Raw genomic sequence first — 23,855 nt, 5'->3', positions numbered from 1 at the left:
AATCCAGCTTACTTCTTCTTCCGCTTCAGCATGTCCTTCAGTTTCTGGCGTCTGGAGACGTGGCGGCCTAGGATTTTTTCCAGGTTGCCTACGTGAGACCGCAGAGTGTCCATTTCGTATTTGACTTTACGGATATTCTTTTCGTTCAGCATGCGGACAATCTGGTACACTGAAGCGCTTGCTGCATTGCGGACGGTATCGAACTCGTTCTGCTCACTTGCATCGCCAATTGTGTTGCGTTTGAGATTGAGCAGGATGAGTGTCTGTCCGATTTCATCAATCTCTTTCTGATAGTCCGGCGCTTTTTTCGACGTCGCCACACCTACCTTGTGAGCGTCCTGTAGTGTGTCCAAGGCCATCTTAAGCAACTCAATGCTTTCTTCGCCTTCGTCAAGCTTATTGTTTTCGAGATGGTCCTTCGCAGCGGCTGCATGCTCCTCTGCTTTTTGGAGGATCAGGCCGTAATACTCAACCTCAGAGACATCAAGTATGTCCTTCACATTGGCTTTGGCTGTCTCCAGAAGACCATCAGTAATCGCAATGGCTTCCTCAAGCTTGTCTTTACGCTCTTCATCATCGGTCGGATCAAAGCTGTTCTCACGTTCCAGCTCCAGCTCTTCTGATGGCTTGACGGTCACTTCACCTGCGTTGCCCGCTTCGTTTTCAGGGCCAGACTTTTTCTTTCCGGACTTACGCTTCGGTCCTTTTGCGCCTTGTTTGTCGAGAATTTCCTCCATCTTATCAAGGAAGTATTGCAGCGCGTTCAGTGAGGCCTGAGCGCGTCTGATTTCACCTTTGAGAAGGAAGTCTTTCGCTTCCAAAGCGGTCCGAATACCAATGGAATGATACTTGCCGTAGTTTGCGGCATCCTCTTCATTTTTGATGGTATCGCGCAGTTTTTCCATATCGGCGAGGTCAGTCGTGACATCCTCAACTTCCTGTTCAAGCTCAGGAACTTGATCTGCGATCGCTACACCGGAATCATGCCTTGTCTGCAGAGCATCGTTGATAACCCGAAGAGCAAACAACTCAAACTCGGCTTTTTCGTAGTCACCCTCGTCCATCAACCGCTGTGCTGCTTCGGCGTGTTCTTCGCCCCGCACTTGCATGGCAGCAAAGACTTCCTTGTCCATGCCGTCCTTGATGTCTTCTTTCATGGCCTCAAACTCGGCCAGTTTTTCCTTGTTCTGCTTGACTGCAGTGCCAAGTTTTTCAGGATCCTTAGATAGAGGGACAGCCTCCTGAAGGAGTTCAAGCAAACGATCCTGCTGTCGCAGAATGTATGCACTTTCCTTATCAGGTCCGAAACGATCACCTAGATTTATAAGATCAAGTGCTCGTTCGATCGCCTGAATTGCTGAACGCTCACAGTCATCAAAATCTGCGGCAAGATGTTTGATGTTCTCCAGTTCCGGGCGCCGCTTCACAGTCTCTGCAATCTGCTGTCGATAGAGTTCAAATCCCTCTGCAAAGCTAGCTTTCGCATCTTCAAACAAGCCAGCGTAACGTTCCTGCTCGTCTTCAACCGCTTTCACTGCGGTGCCTACCAAAACGTTGAGGTCCCGAGCTTCGAGGTGATCTTTTCTTTGAAGAGCTCCTCTCATTTGCTCAATCAAACCCTTAGCTTCATTGTAGCTTGTGTCGAAATCGGCAAAATCCAGGCCCCAATCTGCATATTTGTCAAGGCTGAGACTCAAGTTATCGATGCGCTTCTCATGCAAATCGGCCCTTTGGTTCAGGCCCTTCAGCTGAGAATTGATGAGCTGCTCACTGACAGTACGGATCCCCTCCATTGACTTATAGTAATTCTGCGCCTCCGTTAGCAGCGCCCTCATCTTTTCAGTGACCGCTTCGATATCCGCGCGGTCCACGCCTTTGGGGATCTTGTGTAACTCTTCTACGCTTTGCTTTAAGCCTTCAAAATACTGGTTGAATATGTCCTCATATTCCCCCCTACAGAAAGGAAGCCATTTTTCGTAGGATGCGGGAGCAACTTTGGCTAGTTTGTCGGCGTCCTCTAAAATCTTATCCCTTCGCATCTGGAAAACAGTCATCTCGGCAAGACCTTGTGCTTGATCTTCCAGTTCTGCGTTGGCCAGAGCGATGCCTGCATCGGCAAGAACATCTAACAGCTTGTTGTTGACCTCCCTGATTATTAAGAGTTCAGCTGTCGCAGCTTTGCCGGCTTCTGATTTGACAAGTTCATCGACTGTCTTGAATCTGTTGAGGATATCAGCCTCTAAGCCATCATAGAGTTTCTTCAGATCCGGGAAGTTTGCTACATTTTCCCTTTTATTGGACGCGCTCATATAATCGGATTGAACATCTGCATATAGAAGTACGAGTGCGTTGTGCTCGATTTCCCTTTGGGTCAACGCCAGATCTCCACTCTTGAGGAAGTCCTGACGATAGGTTTCGGCTTTATCCAGACACTCTCGACCGGTCGCAACATCTTGACTTTCAATGGCAACCTTAAGTTCAGCGATGTTATCCATTGCTGCAAGGTAAGCGGCATCAAAGGTGGTGAGATCAACATCCCATCCGCGGACGTACTCGTGGATTTTGTAAATGCCTTCAACTGCAGCAAGATAGTATTTGGCACCTGCTGAAAGACCGGAGAGCTCGGATGTCATGATTTGCTTGCTGACATCAAAAGCGTTTTGCATTTCCCGGTAGGCTTTTTTGGCTTCTGAGAGAGGTTCTCTTGCGCTGGCGAGGAAGAGTTCCTGGTTTTCTCTCATTTTCGGACCAGGTGTTGTCATCTTGCCTGCGTTGAGTGTCCAGTCGGTTGCGTTGCTGAGGCTGGAATTGGCTTGTTCAAAAGCGGTCTGGAAGCGTTGCAGGTAGTCGCCGGTGCAGAAGCGTTCCCAAACTTTATGCCCCTCCTTAACCGCGGTTTTCATCTGCTTGATTTCATCGAGCAGCAACTTCAACTCACTGGCAAACAACACAAGATCTTCGTGATCCTGCTTTTTCGCCAGTTGCTCTTCGGTGGGGTTGTCCTCGATGATTACCCATTCAGATTCATCTAGCTCTGTGCCTTCTGCCTGCATTGGTTGTGGTGGGTTGGTGAGGAAGCCGTTGAGGTTGGTCATGGCTTGCTTCAGGTCGGCAAGCGCACTTAAGGCATTGGTGATGCGGCCTTGATTGATGTAATCCAGCGCTTCGTTTACGTAGTCTGTGGCCACCATTTTGTAGCTGAGGAACTCCCCGCGGAGCTCTTCATTTACGATAGCTTTGGCAACGTTTTCAAAGGATTGGACCTTATCAGCTGCCTCTTTTACCTCCAGCTTAAGCTGCTCAACTTTTGCTGCGGTTTGAACGCCTCTTTCGTAGGCTATTTCGAGACCGCTCAGGGCGATGTTGGAGTTGTCGATCGCATCATCAGCTTCCTCAAATTTCTTACGTTTGAAGAGGATTTCGGCCTGATTGGCGTAGTTGGCTGCTTTTTCGTATAGATTATCGAAAATTGCTTCTTCTTCTTTGTCCTTAAAGACGTCATCGCGATTATTAAAGTAGGCGATATCTTCGCGCAGCTTGTCCAGTGTCTGGGCGAACAGCTCTGCGTTTTCTTCCTTGGTGGCAGCGGTTTTGACCGTATTAAGGTATTGAAGTTTCTTCACTTCTCTCTGCAGCTCGGGCACAGCTGCCTGCCCATAGGCGATTTCCTGATTGGCTTCGCTCAGGTTTTCCTTTCCGATGGCCGTTTCCGCCTGACTGATGTGATTTTCCACCTCACCGACGACCAGATCAAACTTCTCCAAATACCGAATGTTTCTGTCATCTGTCTCAGCGAGTTTCACATACTCCTGACGGCGGGCAATCATGGGTGCCACTTGTCTTTGCAGGAGGGAAAGCTGTTCTGCTGCGATATCAATGGCAGACTGGGCCTCTATGGTAAGACCACGCATGGCAGAGAGGTTATGTTGGGCGCGTATGAGCTTGGTTTCAGCCGCCGTGACATCTCCTGTAAGGAGATCATTTTGCGCTTCTGCAATGGCGGCACGAGTAGACTTATCCGCGTCTTTAAACTGCGGCAGCAGGCCATTGCTTCCCTTGATGAGGTCTTCCTGAGTGAGCAGTTCATCTGCTTTTCTGGTCAGCTCAATGGCATCCCCCAAAAGCACCTTCACTTCACTTTGGTTGCCGCCTTCATCCTGAGAGGTTTCAGGTGAGGATGCCAAGCTTTGTAGCATAACCTGTTGGAGCGCACTGAAGTGCGCCTCAGCGCTTTCAATGGCTTTTACAGCCTCAATACCCTTGCCAGCAGAGGCCGCGGCAGAAGCCTGCTTACAGTCCGCCACTACAGCGTCATACTCTTTTTCAAAGTCGGCCAACACTTTGGGATCATGTTCGATTTCAACTTTGCGCGCACTGAGTTCGGCAGTTGCAGTTTCTGTCGCCTGAACCCTGTCTTCGACGTCCTTTTTCGCTGTTTCGGCCTGCGTTTGCGCTTTGGCGAGCACCTCTCTGAGGATTGCAAGATTGTTGGAGGCAGCAAGCATATTTTGCTTCGCGGTCGCGACGCTGCCGCCATTCAGTGCCTTGTTCAGCTCTGTTAAGCGGTCACAGGTTTGCTCATGGACAGTGTCCAACCTTGCTAGATCGACACCCCAGGCTTCTACCGGTGTACGCTGCTTGTGCAGGTCATCTGCTTTCTTCTGCAGTTCAGCAGATAGTCCCTTCATGCCTTCAACGCTGATCTCCTGACCTTCTTTGAAGTTGGTCTGCATGATCCGGAGGTACTCTTCTCCGCGATCCATGAAGGCCTGCATTTTATCGAGATCGACGAAGCCTTTTTTGCTCGGCTTGTTCATGATCTCATTGGCTTGCCTGATGTTGGCTTGCGCCAGCTGTTTGGCGTCATCAAGGACTTTTTTGGTGATGTCTTCAATGAACACGTCACTGCGCTTGCCAGCTATATGCACTGCTTTAGCAAGTGACTTCAAGTTCCTGCTTGCTTTAGACAATTCCTTCTGGTGAAGCGCTTTTTGTACTGCAAGATCTTTTAGATCCGGCTGCTCTGCAGCAGCCTTTGGAGGGGTTTCCTGAGATTCGGGGGCAGCGGTTTTGTCGTGCCCGTTTTCGCTGTCTGATACCTGCTCGTCTTCGGGCACATCAAACTCGACATTGTATCCAACTTTGATTGCTTTCAGGACTTCATGTGCCCAGTTTTCGTGCTCTTGAGGGAGATCATTCTCAGGCATTTGGAAACTCCGAAGTTCGGGGAAACTGCTGTTTCACACTCTAGTCGCGCTGCGCATAATTATGCGTTGCTGCACTTCGGATATGGGAAAATTCAAGTCTTTCGCTGAAAAATGCGTTGCTGATACTTGATTAAGTTAAGGTAAGTTTAGATCCAGTGTGAATCTGTATTTGAGGCAAGATTTAAATACGCAGATCGTGTCATGATTTACATCAGAAACTGATAGAAAAATGAGTTTGCGTTGGTTTGCGTTGAAATGTGAATGCTTCGCTCCAGAGAAGAGCTGACATTCCTGATAAATTGAATCAGGAATGTCATATAACTCATTGATATAGCGCCTTATATATTCAATCTGCACCTAAGAATTTTTGCCCAACTTGAGCAAAAAGGTTCAGGTCGTTTGATGCGTCGGTTAGCGTTGTTTTGTAAGACGCTCCATCCGTGACTGCTTTGTAGAAGGCATCCAGCTCAATGCGGAATGGATCCTCATAGGATGGGCCTATCACCTCTGTGGTGGTCTGCTCATCGGATGAGCGGGTGATACTGAGCTGTGTCGGCAGGTTACGGATGTACGGCGTGTCATAGGTGGCGTGGTACCGCTCACTCTGTGTGAGTACTTCGATCCCTGCATCAAATTCAGCTATGTCGGAAATGACAGCTTCGTACATTGCTGTGAAGTGACCGTAGTCAAACAGGACCATAACCGTCTCGCCGCCGTGCTGCTTGGCGTAGCTGACGGACTTTGGCAGGCCGAGCAACTCGCGCATGGCGGAGAAGCTGTGGGAGGACAGGCCGGTGAGCACCTGATAGGCGCGGAGCTGATCCTTTGTGGCGTCCTCTCCCATTATCTCGCGGAGCATGGCTGTGGTGCGGTGCTGGCCGTCCGCAATCACCTCTTGCGGCACGTCCTTGCCTCGGACCACAGGTCGTGTCTGGCGGGTGAAGTATGGCGCTTCGCGGATGATGTCGCGGATGCGGACGTGGCGAATGTTCTCCAGGTCTGGCATGCGCTCTTTCAGAGCCAGGAAGCTGCGGGAGTAACGGCGCATGTAGCCAACGAACACGACGCTGCTGCACTGCTTCTGCTCTTCCAGCAGTGCCGGGATCTGATGCTTGTTGAGGCAGACCGGCTTTTCAATGAAGACGTGCTTGCCAGCTTTCATCGCTTCGGTCAGCAGGTCTGCGTGCAGGTGATCGGGCGTCAGGATGAAAACCACATCCAGTGACGGATCGGCGATCAGATCAGAGGCGGTAACGTAGCGTTTCTCGACGTTGTAGCGCTGGCCCACATACTCCATCAGCTCCTCAGAAACATCGCTGATGGCTGCAATGGTGAAGCGTTGATCGTCAGCCAGCAATGGCAGGTGCATCAGCTGAGCGACTTCGCCCAGCCCAATAATTCCAACGGACAGTGACATTGTTGTTTTCCTTAGGCTTGGCTCATTGCAGCGATATAGGAGTAATTGCGGCGGGCCAGTTCCAGCGGTGTTTCCGTTGCATCCTCTGCAACGTCTTGCTCCACAACAACTGGCCCCTGAAAATCCCTTGCCCGTAGGAAATCCATAACTGCCGCTATTTCAACGACCCCTTCTGCAAGCGGGCACATGACGCCAGCGGCCAGAGACTCCTGAACGCTGATTTCGCCGGAAAGAACGCGGGCACATACATTTGGGTCTACGTTCTTCAGATGCATGTAGTCGATGCGATCCCAGACACGTTGCATGTAGGCCAGAGGATCCTGATCCCAGAACGCATGATGGCCGGTGTCGAGGCACAGGTTCAGCGGCGTGTTTTTGAGCAGGTCGTCGATCTGTGCTTCCAGCTCAACGCATGTGCCGATGTGTGGGTGGAAGCTCAGTGCGATGCCGAAGTCTTCAGCCAACATGGCGTGGGATTTAGTGAGGTCTGCATACATCTGCTGACGCGCGTCAGATGTGATCATGCCCAGTTGGCCAGATGAGTAGACGTTGCTTTCGTCCATCACCACAAGATGCTTGGCACCCAGTGATGCCAGAAGCTCGCCCTGCGCTTGCATATCCGCATGGAACTTGTCACTGGTCTCAATTAGAGAGAACGTGTGCACGTGGGTGGCACCGATCAGGGTCAGGTTGCGCTTTGCCAGCATGGTCTTCAGCTGGTCTGCTTCCTTTGGCAGGTATCCCAATGGCCCGAGTTCGGTCCCTCGGTAACCCGCGCTTGCGACCTGATCTAAATATTCATCCGGCGTGTATGCGTTGCCAGTCGGGTAGCAAATTCCCCATGAACACGGTGCATTCCCAATCAACATGCCGTGCTGTCCTATTCCGTTTTTATGTATATTGGATTGGAAAGAGCCCGGATGATGGGCTGTTCCCGTATCTCTTCCTCAGACAATCCCAGAGGAAGTTTCTTGCCTTTGAAGGCGCCCAGAAACTCTTCAAGTAAACCCTGATGGCTCGCTCTGGCGATGATCTCGGCGCGCAGGAACCCTGTTACCGGTTCATTGAAAGAGAGCTGCGCTGTATCGCCGGAAATGAGTACTTCCTGACGGCATCCGCTCGCATCCACCCAACGCAGCAGATCGCCATTGGCGCCTTCCACATGAACGGAGAAGTTTGCCGTGTCTACCGGGACCTCCTCGCCCATGCGGGCCATGCCGGAGGTGAGAGACAGGTGCGGGCCATCCGGGCCTTCTGTCACGTAGCCGAGGCCAGTTTTCATGGCATTCAGCACAGCTTTCTCGCTGAGTTCTTCCAGCCAGAGCACTGTTGTCGGGCGAGCCAGCACCAGCGGGCCTTCTGGCAGCAGTCTGTCTGGCTGGTGGAAGTCGCTGCCACCAATCAGCGAGATGCGGTGGCCGTCGCTCAGGCGTTTTTGGTAGCGAGCCAGAGACACCCAGTTGTACATGAGCCATGCAGATTGCCAGACTTCCATGCAATCGGTTTCCGGCAGCTCATAGGTCCAGTCGATGGGCGGCTTGTCATGATTGATGGAGAACAGACCACCGCGATCGTGGGCCGCTTTGGCGACGATATGGGCGTGGTCTGGCTGCGTCATGCGGAAGTCGAGCCAGTCATCTATGCCGAACACATTGGCATGGCCAACGGCTGTGGTGACTTCCATGCCGCGTACGAACACCAGATCCTCAGAGGAGTGCGGATGGAAGTATCTGCGCTGGGTCGTGGTGTTGTGATCTGCAACTGCCAGAAAATCCAATCCCGCCTGTTTAGCAGCTGCATGGAGCAGCTCAGGTCCGCCGCGTGCATCGGAATGGAAGGTATGACAGTGCAGATCTCCCTTGTACCACCCTGCCCCTTGCCGCACCGGATTTGGCGTGACGGGTTGTGGCGCAATCTTTCTGGGTGTCTGATCAAAGGAAATGGTGAGGTCTACATCCGCGCCGGTTTCCGGCAGTTTGTAGAGGCCTAGGATGATTTGCCAGGTGCCCGGCTCTATCTTGCCATGCACATAGCCCGGCGTGGCATCATCCAGCGCAATAAAGAAGCTGTCGCGGGCGCCCCCGCTCCAGCCACGAAACCCCAAGCTTGCCGGAAACGGCGTGATGTCAGGGTCAAGGCATCCAAGATCAATGATGCAATCTTCAGCCTTGGGATATTCCAGTGACACGTCAAAGCGTGTCGCGCCTTCGGGCACCTCAAAATCCAGATAGAAGTACGGATCAGCTGCCTGATCCGCCTTCGTGATGTGCTTGTGGAGCTTGAGGTGGTCCAGCGTTTCACTCATCATCAAGCGCCAGTCTGTTTCCGTCTGCATCAAACAGGGTGATGTGCTTGCTTGAGAAGCCAAGCGCGACGTCTTCGGTCAGAATGATGTCGTCATCTGTGAAGATGCGTGCGGTGAAGCGAGCTGCATCAGGACGCTCGATGGTGACGAGCTTTTCAGCGCCCATGTTCTCGTTGGCAAACAGCTTGCCGCGCACCACGTTTTCCGCTTCTGCCGTTGCACGCAGGTGCTCCGGACGCACGCCCATGGTGATTTTCGGATTGACTGCGACGGCTTCTGCGAAGGAGCGCTGCATTGGAATGTCAGCAACTTCCAGACCGTCTGCGCGGACTTTGAGCACATTGTCAGCAACCATTGCTTCTACTGGCAGCAGGTTCATGGGCGGGTTGCCGACGAAGTTTGCCACGAAGGTGGTTGCTGGTTTGCGGTAAATCTCCATCGGGGTGGCAAACTGCACGATACGACCCTGATCCATCACGGCCACACGGGTTGCCAGCGCCATGGCTTCGGCCTGATCGTGGGTCACGTAGACGGAGGTCATGCCCATGCTGTGCTGCAGGTGATGCAGGAAGCCACGAGCTTCCAGACGCAGTTTGGCGTCCAGGTTGGAGAGCGGCTCGTCAAACAGGTAGACCTGGCTAGGGTTGACCAGTGCGCGTGCCAGAGAGGTACGCTGCTGCTGACCACCGGAGATCTGGGCTGGCAGGCGATCCAGCAGGTGGCCGATTTTCAGCACATCTGCCACTTCCTGTGCGCGTTCGCCACGCGTTGCCTCGTTTTCACCGCGCACTTTGAGTGGGTACGAGATGTTGTCGGAGATGTTCATGTGCGGATAGAGGGCATAGTCCTGAAACACCATGGAGATCTTACGATCACGGGGATGCAGGGCTGTGACGTCTCTGTCGCCGATATAAATGCGGCCTGAGGTTGGGGTTTCCAGACCGGCGATCATGCGCAGGCTGGTGGTTTTACCGCAACCGGATGGGCCGAGCAGGCAGATGAACTCGCCGTCGTTGATCTCAAATGACGCGTTGGAGACAGCATTGAAGTCGCCGAAAGATTTGGTGACGTTTTGGAATGAAATAGAAGCCATTTTTGTTCTTTCGATTATGCCTTGATGCCGCCAAAGAACCGGAAACCGAACTTCCAGTTTACGAACAGATAGAGAGAGATGACCGGGAACGAGTAGATCAGCGCATAAGCTGCAAGCAGCGTCACGATTGGGGTGCCTGCTTCTGAGTAGAAGGAGTAGATCGCGACAGAGGCTGGCATCAGCTCATCAGAGCGCAGCAGGATGAACGGGATCAGGAAGCTGCCCCAGATGTTCACGAAGGCCCAGACCACCACAACCACGATGCCCGGACGGATGACTGGCAATGCCACATCGCGGAAGGCCTGCATGGAGGAGGCTCCGGCGACCATGGCGCTTTCCTCGTAGGATTTCGGGATACCATCGATGAAATCGCGCAGGATGAACATGGCGGTTGGCAGAAGGCCACCTGCAAACACCAGAATAACGGCGATGTGGGTGTCAATCAGGCCGAGGCTGGAGATGATCAGGAAGATCGGCACCATGGCCGCACTGCCGGACACCACGGAGGAGAACAACAGGAGGATGTAGGTGATGCTCTTCTTACCCGGCACGTCAGAACGTGACAGCGCATATGCAGCCAGCGTTGCGGAGATGCCGACAAGAACCACGCCGCCCACACTCTGAATGAAGGAGTTGAGCAGTCCGCGCATGGCGAATTTGTTTTCAAACACCGTATAGAAGTTCTGCAGCGTGAAGGCCGCCGGGATCTCAAGACCAAGCTCTGCACGCGCATTGAATGGTGCAAACAGGAACCACAGCAGAGGCAAAGCGAAGGCGATGCCGATGATGGCGGTGAGAACAGAGAAGCTGATGCGGGACAGCATTTGATGGAATGAGAGTGTCATTATGCTGTTCCTTTGTTCTTCTGCTTAGCAATGCGCAGATAAACAAGCGCAAAGGCCAGATTGATCAGCATGATCACCACGCCCACGGCTGCACCTTTACCGAACTCGAAGTCTTTAAAGGCCACGCGGTAAGTGTAGATGGACAGCAACTCTGTACGGTAGGACGGGCCACCGTTGGTGAGCAGGAACGGTGTGAACACGTTGAAGGTCCACATGGTGATCAGGATCAGATCGGTAACCACATGGCCTTTGATCAGCGGCAGCGCGATGTCCTTGAACTTCTGGAAGGAGGTTGCGCCTGCAACATCTGCGGCCTGGAAATAGCTTGGCGGAATGGAGGAGAACGCGGAGTTGAACAGCATCATGGAGAACGCTGCACCGCGCCAGGTGTTGAAGAAGACGATCACCCAGAACGGATTTTCCAGCAGCCAGTCTCCGGGTTCCAACCCTAGCGACGTGACCAGCATATTGAGCGTGCCGTTGTCGTAATCAAGGAAGGCGAACCACGCAAAGCCGATGACCACTTCCGGCAGGATCCAGGCAACGATTACGGCGGATTCTGAGAAGACCTTCACATATTTAGGCGTGGACTGGAGCAGCCATGCGAGCACCATGCCGAGCAGCGCCTGACCGACAAGAGCGGAGAGCAGCACGAACTGGATGGTCAGGATGAGGGAGAAGCCAAACTGACCACGAGTGAAGAACGTGCTCATGTTGAACAGGGCTATGTAGTTATCAAACCCGACAAATTCAGGATTGAGAGCCGTTTTTCCGAGCAGAGTTCTGTTGGTGAAGGAGACAAAGATGACCCAGAAAAACGGGACAATCACAAACGCTCCGACAAGGGCTGCTGCAGGGGAGAAAAACAGCGCTCCCGCGCGCGCAGACAACAATGAGAAGTTCTTCAAATTACACCTTCCCGGGAGGGAAACATTCTTCTTATTGGAAGATCAGAGGGCGCAGGAGCGCGCCCTCCCGGATACAACAGAGCGATGGATGCTCTGTTGTCCTTTTTTCGGCTGATTACAGCTTGCTGACTGTGTTTTCTTCGCCAACGATGGCGGTCACGTCAGACTTGTACTGTGCCATTGCTTCTTCAGGTGTCTGTTCACCGGAAACAACCGCTTCGGTCATACGCTGAACTGCAACAGAGACTTTGTTGTAGTGAGCGTTGTTTGGACGCGCTGTGGTCAGAGGCAGAAGTGTCTGTGAGGTCTCTGTCAGGAAGTCAGAGTTTGGAATCCAGACATCGTCACGAATACGAACGCGTGGGTTGATCGCCTGGAAGGCATCCAACTGCTCTTTGGAGTTCATGTAGGACAGAAGTGCCCAAGACTCTTTTGGAGCTTTGGTGTTTGGATTGATCACAAAACCAGTACCGCCAGACATGGTCACGAAGTCCTGACCGCGGAAGCCCTTGCCCGGTTCCTGAGCTGGCATCTTCTTCCATGTCATGTTGACGTCACGGTCTTTGACTTCAAACTCTGCGCCCGGCTTGGTAACTGAGCGATAGAACCAGTCGCCTTCCACCAACATGGCTGTTTTGCCATCACGGAAGTTCGCAAAGGTGCGGTTGCGGCCATCACCGAGCAGCTGAGCGCGTTTGTCGCCAAGCTTTTCGTCAATGTAGATGGTCTTGTACAGGTTCAGCGTATCCAGAATGCCTTGTGAGGACACGATCCACTTGCCATTGTCGTCCAGCATGCCTTCGCCGGTGCCGAGGATCGCCATCCAGTAGCCCTGCATGGTGGTTGCTTCGCCCATGGACACACCAGCGTTCAGCTGAAGTGGTGCGGACTTTGGCATCGCTTTTTTGATGGTACGCGCAGCATCCAGAACGTCTTCCCATGACGTTGGCTGCCATGTGTCTGCATCAAGACCGGCCTGTGCGAAGATGTCTTTGCGCACGAAGATCATGCGGCTGTCGGTGCCCAGTGCAATGCCGTAGGCTTTGCCGCCGTAAGACATCAGCTCCTTGGAGCCCTCAGAAATGTGGGACCACCCTTCCCAGTTGTTCACTTCTGCGCCTGCAACATCTTCCAATGGCTTCAGAAGACCTGCGTCCACAAAGTTTGGAATGAGGAAGCCGTCAAACGAGGAAACGTCTGCACCTGCCCCGGTTGAGAAGTCCAATGCGAGCTGCTGGGTCAGCTGCTCATCTTTGCCTGCGAACTCCTTGAAGTTCACTGTTACGTCCTTGCCGGTGGCTTTCATCATCTTTTCGAAGCCAGGAATGACGCTTGTTTTCAGCCAGACAGCGGCTGCACTGTTCACGCCGCCTTCCACACAACGGCAAGTGATGGTTACGTCGGTTGCCATCGCTGGCCCAGCAAGCGCTGTGGCAGCTGCAAGACCCAATGCATAACTACGCAATTTACTCATCTAAAAAATCCCCCCAGGGCATCCTGTGTTGGTGTGCCTTGTCACTAATCATGAGAAATCGATCAGTGAAATTAGAATGAACACGTTTTCACTATCCGTCAATACTATTGAAAAAATCAAGAGGATTCTGAAAATGGCTGAGAGCAGATATATTATATAAACGGCACAAAACTGTCATATTTTCGTCGTGCATAAAGATTGTTCGATTGACATCCTAGGGTTAGATACGGCATTAATAGTGAACACGTTTTCACTTATCGAGTAATTTTGAGTGTCTGATCAATCAAGCATCCAAGAGGTAAAACGCCCGGAACGCGCTACGGCAGATACAGTTGCCAAGCTTGCCGGTGTTTCGCGAGTCGCTGTTTCACGCGCCTTCAACCCGCATGCCTCTTTGAAAAAGGAAAAGCGCGAACTGATTCTCAAAATCGCGAAGGATGTGGGCTACACGCCGGACATGGCGGCCCGCGCATTGGTGACACGGCGCTCGCATCTGGTGGGCGTGATTGTGCCGGATGTGTGCAGCCCCTGGGAATCGCAGGAGATTGATGCGCTGACCACCGCCCTGCAGGCGGAAGGATTTGCGACACTGCTCTTCAAAACCCGTACTGATCAGAGCATGGATGAGCGGTTGCTGACCTATATGAAGGGCTTCAATCTGGACAGCATCATCGCCTTTGCGGAGAACGTGACACCGGACACCCTCGCCCATTCCCTTGGCCGTGCGGTGCCGATTTATGTGAGCTATTCTGAAGATGGCAGCCTGCCGAACCAGCCGAAGTCCACGTCTGTGTTTGACCGATTGATCGTGGATCAGAAAAACGGGATCGATCAGGCGGTTGCTTTGATGCAGGCTTATGGCTGCAAACGATTTGCCTATCTGGGCGGCACAACAACTTCCCTTGCAAACACAGAGCGTGAGCGCGCCTTCAAATGCGTGATGAACGAGCGCGGCTTGCCGGAACCGCTGGTGCTGCAAGGCGATTATACCTATGAGAGCGCCCTCGCCTCCACGCTTGATCTGTTTCAGGTTGGTGAAGGTGTTGACGGCATCTTTTCAGCCAACGACGTTGGCGCCTTCGGGGTGATTGATGCACTTCGCTTCAAGCTGGGCCTGCGGGTACCGGAAGATGTGAAAGTGGTCGGCTTCGATGACATCGCTCAGTCCGGTTGGCTGAGCTACAACCTCACCACCGTGAAGATTGATCTGGAAGACCGTGTGCGTGCGCTTGTGCGCCTGATTTTGCGGCGCCTGAAAGACCCCAATGCCCCTGCCATGATCGAGACACTGCAGACCCGCCTGATTGTGCGCGGTACTGTGGGCTCATAAATAAGCAAAGAAATATGTCCCCAAATACTATTCACCTGATTTTCAAAACCCATCTGGATATCGGTTTCACTGATCATGCAGAAAAGGTTCGCCAACGCTATCACAAGTACTTCCTGCCGCAGGCGCTTGATACGGCAGAGCATTTCTACTTTGAAAATCCGCAGGATCCCAAGTTTCGCTGGACCACGGGTGCATGGTTGATCTGGGACTATCTGAATGAGGCTGGCGCAGACGACGTCAAACGTCTGGAAGCTGCCATTGAAAAGGGCCTGATCCGCTGGCATGGCCTGCCATTCACCACGCATTCTGAACTGATGTCTCCGGCTCTGTTTGAGGCGGGTCTATCTTATTCCAAAGAGCTGGATGAGCGGTTTGGGGTGCAGACTATTGCAGCCAAGATGACGGATGTTCCAGGTCACACTTTGGGTATCGTGCCGTTGATGGCGAAAGCGGGCATCAAGTTCCTGCATCTTGGTGTGAACACCGCCTCTCCAACGCCGAAGCTGCCGGAGGTGTTCCGCTGGCAGGCGCCAACAGGTGAAGAGATTCTGGTGCTCTATCAGAACTCCTATGGTGCGACGCAGTTCATTCCGGGTGTGGCGGATGGCCTGAGCTTTGCGCATACGGAAGACAATATTGGCCCGCAGAACACCGGCCAGACCGTAAACGTCTACCGCGCCATGGAGCGGCAGTATCCGGATTATCGGATCAAGGCAGCAACACTGGATGAGTTTGCTGAGGTGCTGTGGCCACATCGCGAGAGCTTCCCGATTGTGACGCAGGAGATTGGCGACAGCTGGATCCATGGCTCTGCTACGGATCCAGTAAAGTCCGCGCGATATCGTGCTTTGCAGCGGGTTTATGATCGTTTCGCTGAAGATAAAATCACGCCGTCCCGCCTTTCCTTTGGCCGCAAGCTTTCCATGGTGGCTGAGCATACGTGCGGAGTGGATATCAAAACATACTTGCGCGATGAGCAGGCGTGGAACCGGGATGACTTTGAAGCGGCGCGTGAGAACGATCCTCGCTTCCAGTACGCAGAAGCCTCCTGGCAGGAGCAGCGCGCTTATTGTGATGATGCGGTTGCCGCCCTTGACGGGGATGATCAGGCTGTTGCCAAGGCAGCGCTTTCTGAAATCTGCTGTCCGCTTCCCCATGTGGGGCCGTTTGAGATCGACAGCGAAGCTGAGTTTGGCGGTTGGTCCATCAAGATTGACCGGGACAGCGGCGCGATCAAACACCTCAAATCGCCAGATGGCAAAGAGCTGTTTGGGTTGGATGACAATCTGATCTCGTTTGCTCATGAGACCTATGATGCGGCGGATGTGAAAGCGCATATGGATGCTTACCTCACCCATGAGGAAGAGTGGGCTATTCTGGATCACATCAAGCCGGGGCTGAATAAGGCAGCGACAGCTGTTTCCAAGAGCCATCGCCCGATGTTTGAAGGGCTGGCGATTGCGGATGATCGGGCCATTCTGTCCTATGTGATGGCCTCTGACATTCCCGGTGCGATCCATAACATTCAGCTGGTTCTGAACGGGGAAAGCGACAAGCTTGAGATAACGCTTCGGCTTTACGGCAAGATTGCAAACCGGATGCCGGAGGCGGGTTTCCTGCGGTTTGCACCAGATGGTGCCAAGACCTGGCAGTTCAACAAAACCGGCTTCTGGGTGGATGCTCATGACGTGCCGGACATGAGTGGTGGTCAGTTGCAGGCGATCTTTGGTGCGAGGGCTATCGCTGATCAGGAGATCCGCATTGCACCGCTGGATACACCGCTTGTGGCGCCTGCTGAGTTGCCGTTTATGCCATTCCAGCATCAGGCATCGGCTTATGGTGAGGGCCTGCGGTTTAACATCTACAACAACAAGTGGGGCACCAACTTCCCGATGTGGTGGGAAGGTGATTTCTGCGCTCGCTTTGTACTGGAGCTGGGCGACTAGCCCACTCCTAGCCTGTTTATCCAACAAAAAAGCCAGCTCACGGCATTGGTCGCGAGCTGGCCTCTCGGGAGAGCGGGAATTTCAGCTTATTCAGCTGTGACTGACTCGCTGTCAGAGCCACGGGCATCCCACAGGCCCTGATAGATTTCGACCATTTCCGCGATGGTTGGGGTGATCGGGTTGTTGCCCGGAGACCCAGAGGCCAGCGCCTGTTCAGCCATAGTCTCGCAGCGATCCATGAAGACCTGACGTTCAATGCCAAACTCTTCCGGTGTCGGTACGGAGAGCTCATCATTGAGTGCGCGCAGCTCGATCAGGAGCTTGCGGTTTGCCATGGCATCATCATCTTGCTCAGAAGCGAAACCAAGCGCGCGAGCCGCTTGGGCGTAACGCTCAGGTGCCGCTGGAATTGAGAAGGCTGTGACATCCGGCAGCAGCATGGCGTTGGACAGGCCATGCGGCACATGGAAGAACGCGCCAATCGGGCGGCTCATGCCATGAACGAGCGCAACAGAAGCGGCGGAGAATGCGACACCGGCTAGCGTTGAGCCGAGCATCATTTCTTCACGGGCCTTTTCGTTTGTGCCGTTGTGGTAGACCTCACGCAGGTTCGGGCCGATCAGCTTGAGCGCTGCCAGAGCCTGACTGTCGCTGTACGGATTTGCCTTCTTGCTGACGTAGGCTTCCAGTGCGTGGGTCATGGCATCGATGCCGGTGTCTGCGGTGATGCGTGGTGGCAGGCTCATGGTGAGTTTGTAGTCCACCAGCGCCGCGACAGGCATGAAGCCGATGCCAACGCACAGCATCTTCTCGCCGCGCTCTTCATCAGTGATGATGGTGAAGCGGGTGACTTCGGTGCCGGTGCCGGCTGTGGTTGGCACTGCGATGACTGGCAGGCCCTGCTCTGTGACGTCTCTTGGGAAACGATAGTCCCGCATTTCGCCGCCGAACTTTGCCAGAATCGAAATTGCCTTTGCGCTGTCGATCGGGCTGCCACCGCCGAGAGCCACGATGCAGTCATAGCTGTCAGCAGTTGCCTTTTCCACACCCGGAAGGATGGAGGCAACTGTTGGTTCAGGCAGGGTATCAGCAAAAACATCACTTTCGATGCCCTCAGCCTTGAGGCTGTCCTGAATAGATTCGGAGTATCCCAGCTGAACCATCATTGGGTCTGTGACGATGAGAGGCTTTTTGCAGCCGATTTTTGCCAGAACTGCAGGCAATTGGAGGCTGGCTCCCGCACCAACTTGCATGATGCGCGGCAGAATGATCTGAGATGTCATTAGAATGAACCTTTAGTTGTGGTTGTCATCTGGGATGCCGGGAACATCCCAGATGACTTAGGGGGCGAGCTTCTTACTCAGCCGGAGTTGCAGCGGAGGCTGCGCCGTCTGCGGAGTAGGAATGCTCTTCATCATCGACGGTGGAGATGATTTCAGAGACCTCAAGGTGCAGAGACTTCAGCAGGCCCCACGTGGTGAGGATCAACACGAAGGAATACGGAAGTGCTGCAACGATTGAGGCTGTCTGCAAGGCTCGCAGGCCACCTGCGAACAACAGCACCGCGGAAACTGCGCCAATGGAAAGGCCCCAGAAGATGCGGTAGCGGTTTGCAGGGTTCTCATCACCCATGGACAGAAGGGTACAGATGACGAGTGTTGCGGAGTCTGCAGAGGTGACGAAGTAGGTCACCAGCAGGACGGTACACATGGCTGCACCAAGGATGGTGAGCGTGGTGCCCAGGTTCATCAGCTCGATGGTGGTGTAGAGAGCTGACGTGATGTCCTTGTTCACTGCTTCCGTTACACCGCCAGCGCCGAACAGTTCCAGGAACATTGCGGTGTTGCCGAAGGTGGTGATCCAGAATGCGGAGAGCAGTGTTGGTGCCAGAAGAACGCCAAGCAGGAACTCTTTTACGGTGCGGCCTCTGGAGATGCGAGCAATGAAGATGCCTACGAATGGTGCCCACGCAATCCACCAGCCCCAGTAGAAGATGGTCCAGCCACCCTGCCAGCTGTTGTTTGGATCAGTTTCCACCCAGAAGCCAAGTGGGATGGCATTGGTCAGGTAGTCACCCAGGTTGGTTGCGAAAGAGCCAAGAATGTAAACGGTTGGGCCAAAGATGAGGAAGAACACAAGCATGACCATGGTCAGGTGCATGTTGAACTCACTCAGCAGCTTAATGCCCTTGTTTACGCCACTCAGAACGGACATGGTTGCCAGAACGGAGATGATTGCGATGATGACGATTTTGCTGGTGGTGCTGACTTCAATACCGAACAGGTAGTTCAGGCCGGTATTCATCTGCTGGGCTCCCAAACCAAGAGATGTAGCAATACCGAAGACGGTGCCGAAAACTGCAAGCAAGTCAGCAGCATGACCGATTGGGCCATAAATCTTATCACCAAAAATCGGGTAGAGCCCTGAACGAACGGACAGCGGCAGGCCCTTGCGATAGTGGAAATAAGCGAGACCCAGACCAGAGAGTGCAAACAGTGCCCAACCATGCAGTCCCCAGTGGAAAATACTAATACGCATTGCGATCTGGGCTGCCTCTACGGAACTTTCCTGCCCTTCTGCAATGAACGGATTACTTTGGAAGTGGTAAATTGGTTCTGCGATACTCCAGAACAGGATACCGATGCCGATGCCTGCTCCAAAAAGCATCGAAAACCAAGAAAAGAAGCTGTATTCCGGCTTCTCGTCATCCTTCCCCAAGCGGATGTTGCCATAGCGGCTCATGGTCATTGCAAAGGCTAGGAACAGGAAAAAGCTGACCAGGCCGATGTAGTACCAAGATAGATTATCCGCGATGAAACCTTTAGCTGAATTGTAAATCGAGCTAGCGGTCTCAGGAACCATTACAGTAAACAAAACAAACGCAACAACGAGTACAGTAGACCCGACGGCCATAACAGGATTAACACCTGTAAACAGGCCCTCCCCCGTCCTTCTTCCAGTATTGCTGTTATTATACATTTGTCCCCCTCAAGCTTTATTTTTGCTGTCCTGATTGAAGCTTGAATTTTTGCCGGAGGGTTAAATTGTTATCAATCAACAAAAAAAGACCCAATGATATAAAAATATTTATGAATAGTTTTACGTATAATATGGAATTCTACCCATACGAATGGGAGAACCAAATGAAGAAGAATTTACCCCCGCTCAATTGGCTCAGGGCATTTGAAGCGTCCGCGCGACATTTGAGCTTCACGCATGCCTCAACCGAGCTCAACCTTACGCAGGCTGCGATCAGTCACCAGATCAAGGGACTGGAGTGTCAGCTGGGGTGTGTATTGTTTAAGCGTCTGCCACGTGGGTTGGAGTTGACAGACGCCGGGGCTGCCTATCTTCCTGCGGTTCATGAGTCCGTTGAGCGCTTGAAGGCGGCGACCGAAGAAATCTTCGGTCAGGGGCAAAACAATCTGCTGACAGTGAAGATCAATATGGTGTTCTTCATGCGCTGGCTTGCGCCGCGTATGAAGGAGTTCCGCCGTTTGCATCCGAAGATCAACCTGCGCATCACCTCCAACATCTGGCTGGACAACAAGGAAAGCTCCGGCGATTGCGATATGGAGGTGCGGTATGGCCGGGGCAAGTGGCCGTCCCTGCAGTGTGATCGGTTGACACGAGATGAACTGTTTCCTGTCTGCAGCCCGTGTTACCTGGAAGAGAACGGGCCACTCACCTCACCTAAGGATCTGCCAGACCACACGATTTTGCATGTGATCGGTTATCAGGAAGGTTGGGGCTACTGGCTGAAGCAGACCAAGCATAGCGATCTGGAGTTGGGCCAGAGCTATCAGTTTGATACCCTTGTAACTGCATTGGAAATGGCCGCTCTGGGAGAAGGCGTTGCGCTGGGGAGAACCAGCCTTGTGGAAAATGCACTCAAGTCCGGGCAGCTGGTTGCGCCATTGGAACAAAGGGTTCCGACAGAAGAAGCGTTTTACCTTGTTTACTCCAACAACAGTCTTGAGCACCCCCATGCGGTGGCCTTCAGAAACTGGATTTTGAACGAGATACATGAAGACTAAACAGCCTTTTTGCCGGTAGCGGCCTATTTCAATCCAAAGATCAATTTTCGGGAATGGTGGAAGGAAATTCATCTTCCACCAGCCCTTCCAAGACCCGTGCAGTCAGTTCAGAATTAGTCGAGCTACAAATAATTTTATGTCTGCACCGAAATTTAAATTGCTGGTTTCTACGTATGTGCCTGCCTATTGTTTTTTCAATGAAATGACCCGCAGCTGCGAACCATTTCACTCATAACAATCTGAAATAAAAGACGAATTATGTCTGGAATAAACTGAGATCCGTTGATGGACGGTTTCTGAGGATGATGTTGCATGGAAAAAAGACTTCCCCTTGAAGGTGTCAGAGTTGTCGACTTCGGTCAGCAAATTGCAGGTCCGGCTGTTGCCATGATCCTTGCGGATATGGGCGCAACCGTTATTCACGTTGATCCGCCTCAGGGGCCACAATGGGATCATCCAGCTAATGCGATTTTGAACCGCAATAAGAAATGCATCCGGCTGGACCTGAAGTCTGAGGATGGTTTGCAGCAGGCTTTTGAGCTGATCGCCAACGCTGATGTGGTGGTGGAAAGCTTCCGCCCAGGCAAAATGAAAGCACTCGGCGTTGATTTCGCTGCGCTGCGTGCTGAGCGCCCTGAACTGGTGACCCTTTCTGTGCCGGGTTTTGCCAGCAATGACGAGCTGCGCCGTGAATGGAAAGCAACTGAAGCGATTGTTGCGGCCACATCCGGTGCATTTACCGATATGGGCTTCAACCGTGTACTGATGGGGCTGAACCCTAGCTTCTCCCCGCTCCCGCTCGGTTCTTCCTACGCCACCACTATGGCCGCGAGCTCTGTGGTTATGGCACTGCTTGCCCGCGAAAAGACTGGCCGTGGTGACACCATTGAGGTGCCGATTGCAGCTGCTCTGATGGAAGGCCTTTCTTACAACTCTGTTGTGATTGAAGGCATGCCAGAGCGCTATATGACCATGCGCGAGCACGAAATTTCCCATCGCCGCGACAATGACATCGAGATGGACCTGTCCTACGAGGATCTGCAGGAATATCTTGATCCGTTCTACCGCACCTATGAGTGTGCGGATGGCCGTTACTTCTATGCGGTTTGCCCGTCTCACAGAAACCATGCCCGCCGCTGTCTGCAGGCGCTTGGCATCTATGAGGAGCTGCTGGCAGAAGGTCTGCCTGAGGTGAACGATCTGCACCTGCCAATCAAAGAGTGGGACGGTGAAACCTCCATTGGCGTTTATCCGCTGCCGAAGAAGTGGGCGGATATCATTTCAGCCAAAATGAAGAAGGTGTTCCTGACCAAAACTTCTGAAGAATGGGGCGTGATCTTTGGTGAAGGCCAGATTCCGGGTGCACCACACCGCACCACACAGGAATGGGTGAACAGCGAGCACACCAACACCTCCGGTCTGATCGTGGAAGTGAACGATCCGGAATACGGTGTGATGAAGCAGCCGGGTCCAATCGTTTGGTTTGAAGAGATTGCTGATTATCTCCTCACCCCAAAAGCCCGTGAGAACGTGAGCTATGATGAGGCACTTGCTGCGCTGAAAGCTGTTGGCAACAATGATAATCTGCCAGCCCCTTCCGCTCAGTCTGCCGATAAAGCTGGCTGGTTGAAAGACCTGCGCATTCTGGACCTGACCAACGTGATTGCAGGCCCGCATTCCACCGCATTCCTTGGCCGTTTTGGTGCTGAGGTGGTGAAGCTGGATCCAGTGACACCGCTTTATGATCCGCTGATCGGTACGCTCTTCACCTTCCAGACTAACATCGGCAAGAAGAGCGCTCTGGTGGACATCACCACCGGCGAAGGCCGTGAAGCGTTTGAGCGTCTCGTGAAATCCGTAGACCTTGTGGTGATCAACGCGCCGGACCGTCAGATGAAGCCGCTTGGGCTGGATCATGACAGCCTGCAGGCGATCAATCCGGGCGTTCTGTTCTGCCGCCTTGACTGTCTGGGTGGCCCTAAGCCGGGTCCAAAGACCAATTACATTGGTTATGATGACATCATTCAGGCGAACAGCGGTATCATGAGCCGTTTCGGTGGTCCGGATACACCAGAAGAGCACGCACACCTTGGTACGCTGGACGTGAACTGTGGCTTTGCAGCTGGTCTGGGTATGGCGCTGGCGCTTTACCACAAGCACAAGACTGGCGAGACCTCTCGTGCCCGTACGTCTCTGTCTGCCGTAACCAATTTGGCGCAGGTGAAGTTTGCGTTTGATTATGAAGGTCGCGCTGCATTTGACGAAGCCTCTGGCCGTGATGCACTTGGCAACCACGCGCTTTCTCACTTCTACAAAGCCTCTGATGGCTGGCTGTTCATGGATGCTGAAGAGCATGAGCTTGCCAAGTTGGCAGGTGTGGAAGGTCTTGCTGGTGTTGATGAAGCCAATGACACCGCTGAGTTCCTTCGCGTTGCCTTTGCGCAGGACACCGCAGAGAGCTGGTGTGAGAAATTGAGAGCTGCGGATATTGCTGCGGCCCAACCACTTGGCATCGAACACTTGCGTGGTTCTTACACACGCACTGCCGATGGCACTGTTGGTATTGATCGCGGCAGCTATGCGTTCTCCACTTATGAGGACCATCCAAGCGGACACCGTGTGACGCTGATTGATCACTACTCCATCCGTCCGGAAGAAGCAGCGATCAAGGCATTGCCAAGCACAGAGGCTTACGGCAACTCCACCCGCGAAGTGCTGACCAGCGTTGGTTACAGTGATGAGCAGGTGAGCGACATGATCGAGCGCCGCATTGCGGGCACCGGCTGGGGCAAGGAGTTCCTGCCGAGCTAACGATTACCCCCGAGGCCTCTCTCTTTCCTAGAACCAGAACCCACGGTTTGGAGAGAGGCTTTGAAAGAAACCCTCGCTGCCCGCTCAGGCCGTGAGGGTTTTCTTTTTTATATGCCTATGAGCTCCTATTTATGCGTATCTCCGAAAACCGGTTCCCACTTTTCGGAGATACGCTCTATTGCATCAGGCCAGCTGAAACAAAGGTGAGCAATCCGGCACAGATGACTGTTATGGCGACGATCATGCTGGAGAGCATGGAAAGCCATGCGGGGCATCTGGTCAGGCCCAGATATTGGGTGAGGATGATGCGGGCCTTGAACAGGATCAGCGTGGCGATGATGAGCGGGCCGACATAAACCAGCAGCTCGTTGTTGATCAGGCTCAGGACATATCCCAGCACTGTGAGAGCGACCAGCACGACCCATGCTTTGAAGAGATCGTTCATGGGAACACTGCGGGATGTGGTTTTCTCATTCTGCATG

Annotated in this window: 15 protein-coding genes; 4 read left to right on the top strand and 11 right to left on the bottom strand. The window is 53.1% G+C overall.

From position 1 onward, the window contains the following. Nucleotides 1–8 precede the first annotated feature (8 nt). From AC3CB2_RS05015 to AC3CB2_RS04980, 8 genes are all read right to left on the bottom strand, one after another. On the bottom strand, nt 9–5,207 hold the full coding sequence (locus tag AC3CB2_RS05015) for a hypothetical protein (RefSeq protein WP_352930439.1): 5,199 nt from the start codon (nt 5,205–5,207) through the stop codon (nt 9–11). Nucleotides 5,208–5,553: 346 nt separating this feature from the next. Beyond that, nucleotides 5,554–6,624, bottom strand: coding sequence for a Gfo/Idh/MocA family protein (locus AC3CB2_RS05010; protein WP_352930441.1), 1,071 nt, complete (start codon nt 6,622–6,624; stop codon nt 5,554–5,556). A gap of 11 nt (nt 6,625–6,635) precedes the next feature. After that, a complete protein-coding gene (locus AC3CB2_RS05005) occupies nt 6,636–7,493 on the bottom strand; it encodes a sugar phosphate isomerase/epimerase family protein (RefSeq protein WP_352930443.1) in 858 nt (285 codons plus the stop codon). Nucleotides 7,494–7,504: 11 nt separating this feature from the next. After that, nucleotides 7,505–8,959, bottom strand: a complete 1,455-nt coding sequence (locus AC3CB2_RS05000; protein ID WP_352930445.1) for a CehA/McbA family metallohydrolase — start codon at nt 8,957–8,959, stop codon at nt 7,505–7,507. Continuing rightward, entirely contained in the window at nt 8,922–10,022 is a 1,101-nt protein-coding gene (locus AC3CB2_RS04995; protein ID WP_352930447.1) for an ABC transporter ATP-binding protein, read from the bottom strand. The genes AC3CB2_RS05000 and AC3CB2_RS04995 overlap by 38 nt, the downstream gene beginning before the upstream one ends. Before the next feature lie 14 nt (nt 10,023–10,036). Next, nucleotides 10,037–10,867 (bottom strand): carbohydrate ABC transporter permease, encoded by an 831-nt coding sequence (locus AC3CB2_RS04990; RefSeq protein ID WP_352930449.1) that lies wholly within the window; start codon nt 10,865–10,867, stop codon nt 10,037–10,039. After that, nucleotides 10,867–11,775: a carbohydrate ABC transporter permease gene (locus AC3CB2_RS04985; protein WP_008546241.1), complete on the bottom strand. Its 909-nt coding sequence runs from the start codon at nt 11,773–11,775 to the stop codon at nt 10,867–10,869. Before AC3CB2_RS04985 ends, AC3CB2_RS04990 begins: the two co-directional genes overlap by 1 nt. Nucleotides 11,776–11,890: 115 nt before the next feature. Beyond that, entirely contained in the window at nt 11,891–13,249 is a 1,359-nt protein-coding gene (locus AC3CB2_RS04980; protein ID WP_352930451.1) for an extracellular solute-binding protein, read from the bottom strand. Nucleotides 13,250–13,520: 271 nt separating this feature from the next. Here AC3CB2_RS04980 and AC3CB2_RS04975 point away from each other — a divergent pair, with 271 nt between their 5' ends. Next, the gene (locus AC3CB2_RS04975; RefSeq protein WP_008546259.1) at nt 13,521–14,579 is read left to right on the top strand and encodes a LacI family DNA-binding transcriptional regulator; all 1,059 of its coding nucleotides are present in this window, start codon (nt 13,521–13,523) and stop codon (nt 14,577–14,579) included. A 14-nt stretch (nt 14,580–14,593) separates the two neighbouring features. Further along, a complete protein-coding gene (locus AC3CB2_RS04970) occupies nt 14,594–16,525 on the top strand; it encodes a DUF5054 domain-containing protein (protein WP_352930453.1) in 1,932 nt (643 codons plus the stop codon). Nucleotides 16,526–16,611: 86 nt separating this feature from the next. Here AC3CB2_RS04970 and AC3CB2_RS04965 read toward each other — a convergent pair whose 3' ends face one another. Together AC3CB2_RS04965 and AC3CB2_RS04960 are read right to left on the bottom strand one after the other, a co-directional pair. Beyond that, nucleotides 16,612–17,808: an iron-containing alcohol dehydrogenase gene (locus AC3CB2_RS04965; RefSeq protein WP_352930455.1), complete on the bottom strand. Its 1,197-nt coding sequence runs from the start codon at nt 17,806–17,808 to the stop codon at nt 16,612–16,614. A 73-nt stretch (nt 17,809–17,881) separates the two neighbouring features. Further along, nucleotides 17,882–19,504, bottom strand: a complete 1,623-nt coding sequence (locus AC3CB2_RS04960) for a BCCT family transporter (protein WP_352930457.1) — start codon at nt 19,502–19,504, stop codon at nt 17,882–17,884. Nucleotides 19,505–19,668: 164 nt separating this feature from the next. On the opposite strand from AC3CB2_RS04960, the gene gcvA reads away from it, so the two are divergent. Both gcvA and AC3CB2_RS04950 read left to right on the top strand, forming a co-directional pair. Then, entirely contained in the window at nt 19,669–20,562 is an 894-nt protein-coding gene (gcvA, locus tag AC3CB2_RS04955) for a transcriptional regulator GcvA (RefSeq protein WP_352930459.1), read from the top strand. Between the two features lie 312 nt (nt 20,563–20,874). Continuing rightward, nucleotides 20,875–23,373, top strand: coding sequence for a CoA transferase (locus AC3CB2_RS04950; RefSeq protein WP_352930461.1), 2,499 nt, complete (start codon nt 20,875–20,877; stop codon nt 23,371–23,373). A 175-nt stretch (nt 23,374–23,548) separates the two neighbouring features. Here the strand turns inward: AC3CB2_RS04950 and AC3CB2_RS04945 are convergent, their stop codons facing one another. Beyond that, entirely contained in the window at nt 23,549–23,854 is a 306-nt protein-coding gene (locus AC3CB2_RS04945; protein WP_352930463.1) for a hypothetical protein, read from the bottom strand. Nucleotide 23,855: the final 1 nt, after the last annotated feature.

Source organism: Pseudovibrio sp. SCP20 (assembly GCF_057774105.1).
This window is presented reverse-complemented; position numbering and strand designations above follow the sequence as displayed.

Excerpts from the sequence above, each read along its gene's own strand:
- AC3CB2_RS04970 (WP_352930453.1), top strand. The coding sequence starts at position 14,594 with ATGTCCCCAAATACTATTCACCTGATTTTCAAAACCCATCTGGATATC.
- AC3CB2_RS04945 (WP_352930463.1), bottom strand. The coding sequence starts at position 23,854 with ATGCAGAATGAGAAAACCACATCCCGCAGTGTTCCCATGAACGATCTC.
- AC3CB2_RS04965 (WP_352930455.1), bottom strand. The coding sequence starts at position 17,808 with ATGACATCTCAGATCATTCTGCCGCGCATCATGCAAGTTGGTGCGGGA.
- AC3CB2_RS05000 (WP_352930445.1), bottom strand. The coding sequence starts at position 8,959 with ATGCAGACGGAAACAGACTGGCGCTTGATGATGAGTGAAACGCTGGAC.
- AC3CB2_RS05010 (WP_352930441.1), bottom strand. The coding sequence starts at position 6,624 with ATGTCACTGTCCGTTGGAATTATTGGGCTGGGCGAAGTCGCTCAGCTG.
- AC3CB2_RS04980 (WP_352930451.1), bottom strand. The coding sequence starts at position 13,249 with ATGAGTAAATTGCGTAGTTATGCATTGGGTCTTGCAGCTGCCACAGCG.
- AC3CB2_RS04950 (WP_352930461.1), top strand. The coding sequence starts at position 20,875 with ATGGAAAAAAGACTTCCCCTTGAAGGTGTCAGAGTTGTCGACTTCGGT.
- AC3CB2_RS05015 (WP_352930439.1), bottom strand. The coding sequence starts at position 5,207 with ATGCCTGAGAATGATCTCCCTCAAGAGCACGAAAACTGGGCACATGAA.
- gcvA (WP_352930459.1), top strand. The coding sequence starts at position 19,669 with ATGAAGAAGAATTTACCCCCGCTCAATTGGCTCAGGGCATTTGAAGCG.
- AC3CB2_RS04995 (WP_352930447.1), bottom strand. The coding sequence starts at position 10,022 with ATGGCTTCTATTTCATTCCAAAACGTCACCAAATCTTTCGGCGACTTC.
- AC3CB2_RS04990 (WP_352930449.1), bottom strand. The coding sequence starts at position 10,867 with ATGACACTCTCATTCCATCAAATGCTGTCCCGCATCAGCTTCTCTGTT.
- AC3CB2_RS04960 (WP_352930457.1), bottom strand. The coding sequence starts at position 19,504 with ATGTATAATAACAGCAATACTGGAAGAAGGACGGGGGAGGGCCTGTTT.
- AC3CB2_RS05005 (WP_352930443.1), bottom strand. The coding sequence starts at position 7,493 with ATGTTGATTGGGAATGCACCGTGTTCATGGGGAATTTGCTACCCGACT.